The organism is Pandoraea sp. ISTKB, assembly GCF_001721285.1.
GTDB lineage: Bacteria > Pseudomonadota > Gammaproteobacteria > Burkholderiales > Burkholderiaceae > Pandoraea > Pandoraea capi.
Genome location: NZ_MAOS01000031.1, coordinates 99,072 through 109,711, shown reverse-complemented (window position 1 = coordinate 109,711; position 10,640 = coordinate 99,072). Strand labels below are relative to the sequence as shown.

Sequence of the window (10,640 nt, the reverse complement as noted above, 5' to 3'; positions counted from 1 at the left end):
CTCCCGCGCTGACACTTGCGCAACGCGTCGACGATATCGCCCCCTTCCACGTGATGGAGCTGGCCAAGCAGGCCGCACTACGCGAGAAGGCCGGGCATCGGGTGATTCACATGGGGATCGGCGAGCCGGACTTTACGGCGCCCGAAGCCGTCATCGAAGCGGCCGCGAAGGCCATGCGCGACGGCCGGACGCAGTACACCGGCGCGATGGGCATTCCCGCGCTGCGTGAAGCGATCTCCGGCTACTACCGTAGTTTCTACGGTGTGGATGTCGATCCGTCGCGCATCGTCGTGACGGCCGGTGCATCGGCCGCGCTCGTGCTGGCCTGTGCGGCGCTGGTGGGTGTCGGCGACGAAGTCCTGATGCCGGATCCCTGCTATCCGTGCAATCGTCACTTCGTCTCGACGTTCGACGGCAAGCCCGTGCTGATTCCGTCGGGCCCCGCGGAACGGTTTCAACTGACGGCCGAGCGCATCGAGTCGCACTGGGGTGCGAAGACGAAGGGCGTGCTGCTTGCCTCGCCGTCGAACCCGACGGGCACGTCCATCGAGACGGACGAGTTGGCACGTATCGTCAAGACGGTACGTGCTCGCGGCGGCTTCACGCTCGTCGACGAGATCTATCAGGGGCTCTCATACGACGGGAAGCCCACCACGGCACTGAGCTTCGGCGACGACGTGCTGGTCGTGAGCAGCTTTTCGAAGTACTTCAACATGACCGGCTGGCGTCTGGGCTGGCTGGTGGTGCCGCCGGCCATGGTGCCGACGTTCGAGAAGCTCGCGCAGAACCTGTTCATCTGTCCGTCTGCCGTGGCACAACATGCGGCAACGGCGTGTTTTCTCCCGGAAACCCTGGCGATCTACGAGGAGCGCAAGGAAGCGTTCCGTCAGCGTCGCGACTACGTGGTGCCGGCGCTGGAGCAGCTCGGGTTCAAGGTACCGGTCATGCCGGATGGCGCGTTCTACGTGTACGCCGACTGCACGGGCGTCGCTCACCGCGATGCCGGTGACAGCGATCGCCTGACACAATCGCTGCTGCAACAGGCAGACGTCGTGCTCGTGCCGGGCCTCGACTTCGGCTTTGCCGAGCCGCGTCAGTACATCCGCCTGTCGTACGCCACGTCGCTCGAACAGCTGCACGAGGCCATGGACCGGATCGGCAAGGTGTTCGCGGCGGGCTGAACCCGCGCTGTCGACACACCGGCGGCCATACCGTCTTACCGTCGCCCAAACAAAAAAACCCATCGAATCGCTTCGATGGGTTTTTTATTGGCTGTCGCGGTGCCCTTCTATATAGATAGCATCGCAGGCCGATGGATGCGCCGGCCGTGGCGCATCACGCGAGGTCGTCGACCCTTTCAGGTCGCTCGGGGGCAATCAGGCCAATCAGGCCGCCGTGCTGTCGTCCGCTTCGAGCGGCTTGGTGGCCGAAGCCGCCTTGCCGTTCGACGTCGACGCTGCCGGTGCGGGCACCGATTCCGTCGAGGCGTCCGACTTGCTGCCGGTCGAGACCGGCTTCGCCACCGGCTTGGCCGAGCTGACCATCACCGGCGCCTGCGGCTCGTTCGGCGAGACCTTGCGTCCCATGGACACGCCACGCAGACGATCACGCTCGGCGAGCACCTTGGCACCGTAGCCGCCGTCACCGGCGCTGGTCGACCCGACATACAGACGCAGACCACCGGCGAGCGAACCGCCGCGTGCGATGCATTCCTTCAGAATCAACGCGCCGACCTTGATGTTGGCCAGCGGGTGCAGTGCCGCTTCCGGACCGCCGAAGTATTCGAGCTTGTCCTGATGCACCTTCGACATGACCTGCATGAGGCCCTGCGCACCGACGGTGCTTTCCGCGTACGGGTTGAAGCCCGACTCGATTGCCATGACGGCGAGCAACAGCAGCGGATCGAGACCCACTTCCTTGCCGGTCGAGTAAGCCGCGCGCACGAGGTTGCCCGTCACGTCACCCGCCACGCGATAGCGGCGTGCGAGATAGTCGGCCACGGCGATCTGCTCGCGCGTGTCGAGAACCTTGGTGGCACGCGCATCGGCCGCCACACGCTGGTTCGGAATATAAGCTGCGAGAACCGCAGCCGACGGGACGTGTTGCGCAGCCTGCGCCATCATCGTCGAGTCGGACGGGGTGCCCTGTGCGAGCGTGCCGCCGTTGGCGCCCTGGCCGGCCGCATTGGCCGTACCGGTGGCTGCCTCGAGCAGCGGACCCACGCGCGACGCCAGATCGGCGCGCCACGTCGGTCGGGCCCACAGCGCCAGCGTGCCGACCACGGCAACCAGACCGACCGCGCTGGACGTATACAGTCCAACACGACCGCCGTGCCATGCCAGGCGACGCCAATCGCGGCGAGCCACGGCTACCGTTGCCGCCCCGCTTGCGCGAAGCGCAGCGAACACGGCCAGTAGCCAGGGTGATAAACCAGACTTCTTCATACTACGTACTCCGGTTACGCCGTCACCACGGGGTGGCCCCGGGGCGTAAGGAAGTAAGCCGGTATGCCCGCCAGGCATCCCGTGAAGCGCTTACTTACGGCATATGGAACGAGGCGGTGCATCGTGTTTGTCATGGACGATGCCGCTACCGCCGCAGCGCGCCGACCTGTTCAGGTCTCCGGCGCTGACGAGCTATCGCTCGCGCTGCTTCCTAAAACACTGGCTTCCCGACCTCGGTGAGAAAACCAGCCACTGAAAATCCACGTCGATGTTGTAGTTGTCGCTAAGCTTGAGCGGGTCGGCCTACCCGTCATCGAAGCCGCCTTTCTGGATTCAACGGGCGGATTGTAGCAGTGATATATAAACCGTCAATACTATTATTAGTCGAAATGATTACTAAAAGTAATTTGCAACGGCTGTTTTGCCGTGACGTTCGGACACCTTGGCCGGTAAAATGCCGTGCCTCACCCCGCGTTTACAAGGGTGTTCTCCCAACTTTCATCGATTTCAAACGACCGTTTACTCCGGCCGTATGAATTTCGTAAAAATTTTTGGTAACGGTTTGTTTCATGAAATATCTCGATCTTCGTGACTTCACCGCGCAACTGGAGCGATCCGGCCAGCTTCGTCGCGTAGACGTGCCGGTCTCGCCGGTGCTTGAGATGACCGCGCTTGCCGATCGCGTACTCAAGGCAGGGGGTCCGGCCCTCTGGTTCGAGCGGCCGACCGGTTACGACATGCCGGTGCTCGCCAATTTGTTTGGCACCCCTGAACGTGTCGCCCTCGGCATGGGTGTCGACGACGGGGACAACGCGCTGAGTTCGCTGCGCGATATCGGTCGCCTTCTCTCGACACTCAAGGAACCCGAGCCGCCGCGCGGCCTGAAGGACGCCGGCAAGTTGTTCGGCATGGCCAAGGCCGTGTGGGACATGGCGCCCAAGGAAGTGAGCAGTCCGGTGTGTCAGGAGATCGTGTGGGAAGGCGATGAAGTCGACCTCTCGCGCCTGCCGATCCAGACCTGCTGGCCCGGCGATGCCGCACCGCTCATCACGTGGGGTCTGGTCATCACGAAGGGGCCGCACCGCAAGCGTCAGAACCTCGGGATTTACCGCCAGCAGGTGATCAGCCGCAACGAAGTCATCATGCGCTGGCTCGCTCACCGAGGCGGTGCGCTGGACTTCCGCGAGTTCGCGCAGGCCAACCCGGGCAAACCGTTCCCGATTGCCGTGGCGCTCGGCGCCGATCCGGCGACGATGCTCGGCGCAGTCACGCCCGTGCCCGATACGCTGTCGGAGTATCAATTTGCCGGCTTGCTGCGCGGCAGCCGAACCGAACTGGCGAAGTGCGTCACGCCGGGCCTCGAATCGCTGCGCGTGCCCGCGCGCGCCGAGATCGTGCTCGAAGGTTTCATTTACCCGTCCGAACAACCGCCCGTCGTGCCCGAAGGTGCGCCGCCGGCGCCGTCGCGAGGCGCCACCGCCGGTTATCAGCACGCGCTCGAAGGCCCCTACGGCGACCACACCGGCTATTACAACGAACAGGAGTGGTTCCCGGTCTTCAAGATCGAGCGCATCACGATGCGCCGCAACGCGGTCTATCACTCGACCTATACCGGCAAGCCGCCCGATGAGCCGGCCGTGCTCGGTGTCGCGCTCAACGAAGTGTTCGTGCCGCTGCTGCAAAAGCAATTTCCGGAAATCACCGACTTCTACCTGCCGCCCGAAGGTTGCAGCTACCGGATGGCCATCGTGCAGATGAAGAAGGCGTATCCGGGGCACGCCAAGCGGGTCATGTTCGGGGTGTGGAGCTTCCTGCGCCAGTTCATGTATACGAAGTTCATCGTGGTGGTGGATGAAGACGTCGATATTCGCGACTGGAAGGAAGTGATCTGGGCCATCACCACGCGGGTGGATCCGACGCGCGATACGACCCTCGTCGACCAGACCCCGATCGACTATCTCGATTTCGCCTCGCCCAAGGCGGGGCTTGGCTCGAAGATGGGCATCGACGCGACCAACAAGTGGCCGGGGGAAACTTCGCGCGAATGGGGGCGTCCGATTGAAATGACCGCCGACGTGGACGCACGCATGGCCGCGCTATATAAGGATCTCGGTCTGTAAAACAGGCATCGCGATCCTCTGCCATGCCGAACGCCGGCGCCCGTCGGGCTGCCGGCGTTTTCATTGGTGCCGCCTGTTGACGCAATCCCCCCGAGTCCTTGATGGATGGGGTTCGCAGCGGCCGTCACGAACGCCTCGCACGGCTGGAGTAAGCTGGCAGCCTACGGACAGGTCAGCCGTGCAGGCCGTAATCCCGCATTCGTCTCGTGATCCTTCGGGTCATTCGTCTCGTTACCTGCGGCTTCTGTCCCTGCGCTCTTTACCGCGTCCTTTACTGCGTCCGTTACCGCTTTCATTACCGCTTTCGTTGCTATTTCCGTCCTCCGCGCGGCGCCGCCTCCCCAGAGCGCACCGCACGGCTATCGAAAGGAGCCGATCGTGTCATCATCCCGCCCGCCTCATACCTCCCGGCAATCCAGCGCTGCGTCCAAAGCGCATCCTGCCCTGGCCCGCCTGAAAGACCCCGAACTGCTCAAGTCCGACGCCTACATCGATGGCGACTGGACACCCGCCGACGCCCACGCCACCTTCGTCGTCAACGATCCGGCGACCGACTCCGAGATCGCCCACGTAGCCGACCTTGGCGCCAAGGAGACCGAACGCGCGCTGGTGGCCGCCGAAACCGCCCTGCCGGAATGGCGCAGCAAGACCGGCAAGGAACGCGCGCGCATCATGCGTCACTGGTTCGACCTCATCATGCAGGCGCAGGACGACCTCGGCGCCATCATGACCGCCGAGCAAGGCAAGCCGCTCGCCGAAGCCAAAGGGGAAGTCGCCTACGGGGCGTCGTTCATCGAGTGGTTCGCCGAGGAAGCCAAGCGGATCGACGGCGACGTACTTGCCTCGCCCGAAGGCGGCAAGCGCCTGCTGGTCCTCAAACAGCCCATCGGGGTCTGCGCATCGATCACGCCGTGGAACTTCCCGATCGCGATGATCACCCGCAAGATCGCACCGGCCATCGCAGCGGGCTGCACCATCGTGGTCAAGCCTGCGCGTCTCACCCCGCTCAGCGCGCTCGCGCTGGCAGAACTTGCGGATCGCGCGGGATTGCCCAAGGGCGTCTTCAATGTGGTGACGTCGAAAAACTCGTCGGATGTCGGTAACGTCCTCACGTCCAGCCCTCGCGTGCGCCATCTCTCTTTCACGGGTTCGACCTCCGTGGGGGCGAAGCTCATGGCGCAATGCGCGCCGACGATCAAGAAAGTCGCACTCGAACTGGGCGGGCTCGCGCCCTTCCTCGTTTTCGACGATGCCGACGTCGATGCTGCCGTCGATGGCTGTATCGCCTCCAAGTTCCGCAATGCCGGCCAGACGTGCGTCTGCGCGAACCGCATCTACGCACAGGACGGCATTTACGATGCTTTCGTCGAAAAGCTCACCGCCGCTGTGAGCAAACTGCGTGTGGGCAATGGCTTCGAGCCGGGTGTCGCGATCGGCCCGCTGATCGAGGACGCGGCCATCACCAAGGTCGAGCGCCATGTGGCAGACGCCGTCGCCAAGGGCGGACGCGTCACCGTCGGCGGCAAGGTGCTGCACGGCCGCTTCTTCGAGCCGACCGTGGTGGCCGACGCCAGCGCTGACATGCTCGTCGCGCAGGAGGAAACCTTCGGCCCGGTCGCCCCCGTCTTCCGGTTCAAGGACGAAGCGGACGGTATCCGTCTGGCCAATGCCTCCGACTTCGGCCTGGCCTCGTACTTCTTCGCCCGGGACGTCGGACGCGTCTGGCGCGTGGCCGAGGGTATCGAGGCCGGTATGGTCGGCATCAACACGGGGCTGATCTCGAACGAGGTCGCGCCGTTCGGCGGCGTCAAACAGTCCGGTCTCGGGCGTGAAGGGTCGAAGTACGGCATCTACGAGTACCTTGAAATGAAATATCTCTGCCTCGCCGGCCTCTGAGTTTTATCTGACCCTTTAACAATCTGTAATAGTTGGATTCTCACGGCGCGAGCCGCGCCGTGACTGGCTTGCGCCCAATTCGACCTAACGTCGGCAAACGGGATGCCATTGTGAAAGTGTTACAAAGTCCCACAGACCCGCGCCGGCTCGGGTAGAATCGCGCTTTTTTTCGCGAACGGCGACTCCGACCCCATTTCGGGGGCCGCATGCTCCCCCTGCGGTGCCATCGGAACCCGGTAGTTTTTCGCGAAGCCGATCAACAGAAGTCGCGTCCGTCAGCGCTACCCCCGCGCCGTCATGCTCCTTGTGACGGTGAATGGCCTGCCGGCGTGTCCGCCCTCGCGCAACGTGCCCTTCCCGACTCCCGGGCGGCCGTTTGCTCCCCCCGGGCGTGGAGAAGACAGAATGGACAACAACCCATCCCTCATGCGCAACATCGGGCCGTTCGCCCTGATGTTGACCGGTCTCGGCTCGATCATCGGCTCCGGCTGGCTGTTCGGTGCCTGGAAGGCCGCCAAGATCGCCGGCCCCGCCGCACTGCTCGCGTGGCTCATCGGCGCCGTCGTGATTCTTGCCATCGCCCTGACCTACGCCGAACTCGGCGCGATGTTCCCCGAATCGGGCGGCATGGTCCGCTACTCGCGCTATTCGCACGGCAGCCTCGTCGGCTTCATCGCCGCGTGGGCCAACTGGATCGCCATCGTCTCGGTGATTCCCATCGAAGCCGAAGCGTCGATCCAGTACATGAGCACGTGGCCGTACGACTGGGCGCATGCCCTGTTCGTGGACGGCACGCTCACCACGAGCGGTCTGACGTTGTCGGCATTGCTCGTCATCGTCTACTTCATGCTGAACTACTGGGGCGTGAAGCTGTTCGCGCGCGCCAACACGGCGATCACGCTGTTCAAGTTCGCGATTCCGGCCCTGACCATTGCCGGTCTGATGGTCGCCGGTTTCCACCCGGGCAACTTCAACATCGCCGAGCATGGCGGCTTCGCGCCGAACGGCATGTCGGCCGTGCTGACCGCCGTCGCTACGTCGGGCATCGTGTTCGCGTTCAACGGCTTTCAGAGCCCCGTGAACCTCGCGGGTGAAGCACGCGACCCGGGGCGCAGCATCCCGTTTGCCGTGGTCGGTTCGATCCTGCTTGCTACCGTCATCTATCTGCTGCTGCAAGTCGCCTACATTGGCGCGCTCTCGCCCGAACAACTGGCAGGCGGCTGGCACATGGTGAGCTTTAGCTCGCCGTTCGCCGAACTCGCGATTGCCCTCGGCCTGAACTGGCTGGCGATCGTGCTCTACTTCGACGCGTTCCTCAGCCCGAGCGGCACCGGCACGACCTACATGGCCACGACGAGCCGCATGATCTACGCGATGGAGCGCAACCGCACCCTGCCGGCGATTTTCGGCCGCGTGCATCCGCTGTACGGCGTGCCGCGTCCCGCGATGTGGTTCAACCTCGCGATCTCGTTCGTCTTCATGTTCTTCTTCCGTGGCTGGGATTCGCTCGCTGCCGTGATCTCGGTGGCGACGGTGATCTCGTACCTCACCGGTCCGATCAGTGTGATGGCGCTGCGCCGTTCGGCGCCGGACATGCACCGTCCGCTGCGCCTGCCGGGCCTGTCGCTGATCGCGCCGTTCGCGTTCGTGTGCGCGTCGCTGATCCTGTACTGGGCGCGTTGGCCGCTCACCGGCCAGATCATCGTGCTGGTGATCGTGGCGCTGCCGGTCTACTTCTACTATCAGGCGAAGGACAAGTGGCAGGGTTTCGGCCGCGACCTCAAGGCCTCGTGGTGGCTCATCGGTTACCTGCCGTGCATGGCGCTGTGCTCGTACATCGGCAGCAAGGAATTCGGCGGCCTCGGTCTGCTGCCGTACGGCTGGGACATGGCGATCGTCGCGCTGCTGTCGCTGGCGTTCTATCACTGGGGTGTGAAGGCCGGCTGGCGTACCCCGTATCTGTCGGAAGAACGTGAGCAGGACGCCGCCAGCATGGACGGCATGCCCGCGCTGTCTCACTGAGGCACAGCGCGTCACGCGTCATCCAACGAAAAAGCCCGCCAACCGGCGGGCTTTTTTCATGGCGGACGGCGACAGCGAGCCGCGCTTTACCGATGCGCCCGCCGACGCTCGATGAACAAGCTGTTGCCGAGCGCGCGCTTGGCCATCTTCTTCGCATCGGCTGCGGCGGCAGACACTTCCACATGAGACGGGAAGCTCTCCGGCGTGACGGCGACCACACCGATCGACAGGCTCGTGATCGGATGGAAGATGACCATGCCGCGACGATCCTCCGCCTCAAACCCACCGGCCGCGATCTGATCCGGATGAAAGTACTCCGTCACTGCCTCGCCGAAACGCGTGAGCGCTTCGCGGCAGCGGGCTTCCCAGTCCGGGCTGCGGAACAGAATCAGAAAATCGTCACCGCCGATGTGCCCGAGAAAGTCACGCTCGGGATTGCGCACGGCCATCAACACACGGGCGACGAGTTGAATCAGGTCGTCGCCGCGCCGATAGCCGAATACGTCGTTGAACGGCTTGAAGTTATCGAGATCGACGTAGCACGCGTGGAACGATTGACGCTCACCGATCATGCGATCCATGTAGTCGTCGATCGGCACGTTGCCCGGCAGCAGCGTGAGCGGATTGGCGTAACGTGCAGCGTCGAGCTGCATGTCGGTGATGTGGCGCATCAGGGCGTGTCCCTGCGCCACGCCGAAGTAACGCCCCTGATCCGTCACGATGAAACCGGCGGCAATCTGACGACTCGCCCCTTCCGCGATCATTCGGCTCAGGTCCTCGACGCGCGCCGCCTTGTCGAACGTCAGCGGGCGCGGTTCCATCACCGCCGAGCACGGTTTGCGTCCGTACAGTTCGCGCGTGAACGGACGCGCGAACCGCCCGATCAGCGACGCCCGTCCGATCAACCCGACGGCCCGCTCGCGCTCCACCACCGGCAGCACTTCCAGCGCCGGGTCGCTCTCGAAGCGGGCCACGACGTCCTCGCTGCGCGTGTCCGGCGACACCGGCGCCACGTACGACGCAATGCGCTCAAGCGTCACGTTGCCCGCGCCCAACTGGCTCGGTTGCTGATGCACATACGCGCGACGCTCGTTCACCACTTCCTGCACGTTAGCGGTAATCGCGCGCTGCGGCTGCGCCTCGGGACGCGCGATGAAATAGCCTTGTCCGAGGAAGATGCCCAGATCGCGCACGACCTGAAGCTCCTCGGCGTGCTCGATGCCCTCGGCAATCACACGCGTGCCGCTCGTCTCGGCAATCTGGCGCATCGAGCGCACGAACTGAAGCTTGACGGTGTCGGTGTCGATCCCATCGACGAAGTGCCGGTCGATCTTGACGTAATCGGGCCGCAGCTCCGACCACAGACGCAAGCTCGCGTAGCCCTCGCCCATATCGTCGAGCGCCACTTCGAAGCCCAGCGCGCGATACGCCGTGAGCGACGCGCGCGTGCTCGCCAGATCCAGTGTCGGCGCGTGCTCCGTGAGTTCGAGCACCACGCGCTCGGGCGGTAGCCGGAACGACTGGAGCATGGCGAACGTCTCGTCCAGACCGAGCGATTCGCTCACCCCGCCGCCAGGCAATGCGCGTGTCACGGGGCCGATATTCAGGAACAGACGCTCGGGCAGGTCTTGCTCGACGAAACCCCGCAGCACCGTGCGACGACAGGCGAGTTCGAGCGGTCCGAGCAGGCCGTGACGGCGTGCCGCGGCAAACAGCGCCATCGGCGAATGGATCGAGGTACCGGCTGGCCCGCGCACCAGTCCTTCGTAACCGGCGACTTCCGACGTCCGGAAGTCGAGAATCGGCTGGAAAACGCAGGTCAGGCCAATGCCTTCGCAAAGCTCGGCAAGCAACGACACTTCATCAGGTTCGACGAAAGGTGCCGTCGATGCAGAAGCAGCGGCAGGAGATGGGGATAGGGAAGTCGAGCCAGCGGGCGCCGATTGTGCATCGTGCGCCGCCAGGGCGGTGCCAAAGCGGTCCTGCGGACGTATCCCGGCAACTGCGGCAGGCGGGAGAGGGTTCAACTGAGACTCCGTAAGTCGGTGCGGTGCGCCGGCATCATGCAAACAGCTTTACGTTGTGCGGGCATCTGACGGGCACACGCGTACGCACCGCAGGCATTCCACCCCGATGAAGTCTCACCCGTTCCCCGTGC

General features: G+C 64.2%; 7 protein-coding genes. 4 read left to right on the top strand and 3 right to left on the bottom strand.

The features are described 5' to 3' along the window. A partial coding sequence (locus A9762_RS11655) for a pyridoxal phosphate-dependent aminotransferase (RefSeq protein WP_240493521.1) occupies positions 1 to 1,181 on the top strand: 1,181 nt, incomplete at its 5' end. A 204-nt stretch (positions 1,182 to 1,385) separates the two neighbouring features. Here the strand turns inward: A9762_RS11655 and A9762_RS11650 are convergent. Then, positions 1,386 to 2,444 carry a lytic transglycosylase domain-containing protein gene (locus A9762_RS11650; protein WP_069342196.1) on the bottom strand — a complete coding sequence of 353 codons (1,059 nt, stop codon included), beginning with the start codon at positions 2,442 to 2,444 and terminating at the stop codon, positions 1,386 to 1,388. Positions 2,445 to 3,013: 569 nt separating this feature from the next. Here A9762_RS11650 and ubiD point away from each other — a divergent pair. The 3 genes from ubiD to A9762_RS11635 all read left to right on the top strand — a co-directional run bounded on the left by ubiD (position 3,014) and on the right by A9762_RS11635 (position 8,482). Next, a complete protein-coding gene (gene ubiD, locus A9762_RS11645) occupies positions 3,014 to 4,564 on the top strand; it encodes a 4-hydroxy-3-polyprenylbenzoate decarboxylase (protein ID WP_069342195.1) in 1,551 nt (516 codons plus the stop codon). 378 nt (positions 4,565 to 4,942) lie between these two features. Continuing rightward, positions 4,943 to 6,460 carry an NAD-dependent succinate-semialdehyde dehydrogenase gene (locus tag A9762_RS11640; protein WP_083253845.1) on the top strand — a complete coding sequence of 506 codons (1,518 nt, stop codon included), beginning with the start codon at positions 4,943 to 4,945 and terminating at the stop codon, positions 6,458 to 6,460. Between the two features lie 405 nt (positions 6,461 to 6,865). Continuing rightward, the gene (locus tag A9762_RS11635) at positions 6,866 to 8,482 is read left to right on the top strand and encodes an APC family permease (RefSeq protein WP_069342194.1); all 1,617 of its coding nucleotides are present in this window, start codon (positions 6,866 to 6,868) and stop codon (positions 8,480 to 8,482) included. A gap of 86 nt (positions 8,483 to 8,568) precedes the next feature. Here A9762_RS11635 and A9762_RS11630 read toward each other — a convergent pair whose 3' ends face one another. Then, positions 8,569 to 10,509 carry a GGDEF domain-containing protein gene (locus tag A9762_RS11630; protein ID WP_069342193.1) on the bottom strand — a complete coding sequence of 647 codons (1,941 nt, stop codon included), beginning with the start codon at positions 10,507 to 10,509 and terminating at the stop codon, positions 8,569 to 8,571. Positions 10,510 to 10,557: 48 nt separating this feature from the next. Then, complete coding sequence (locus A9762_RS29425; RefSeq protein ID WP_363322037.1) at positions 10,558 to 10,611, bottom strand: 4Fe-4S binding protein; 54 nt, start codon at positions 10,609 to 10,611, stop codon at positions 10,558 to 10,560. Between the last annotated feature and the right edge of the window lie 29 nt (positions 10,612 to 10,640).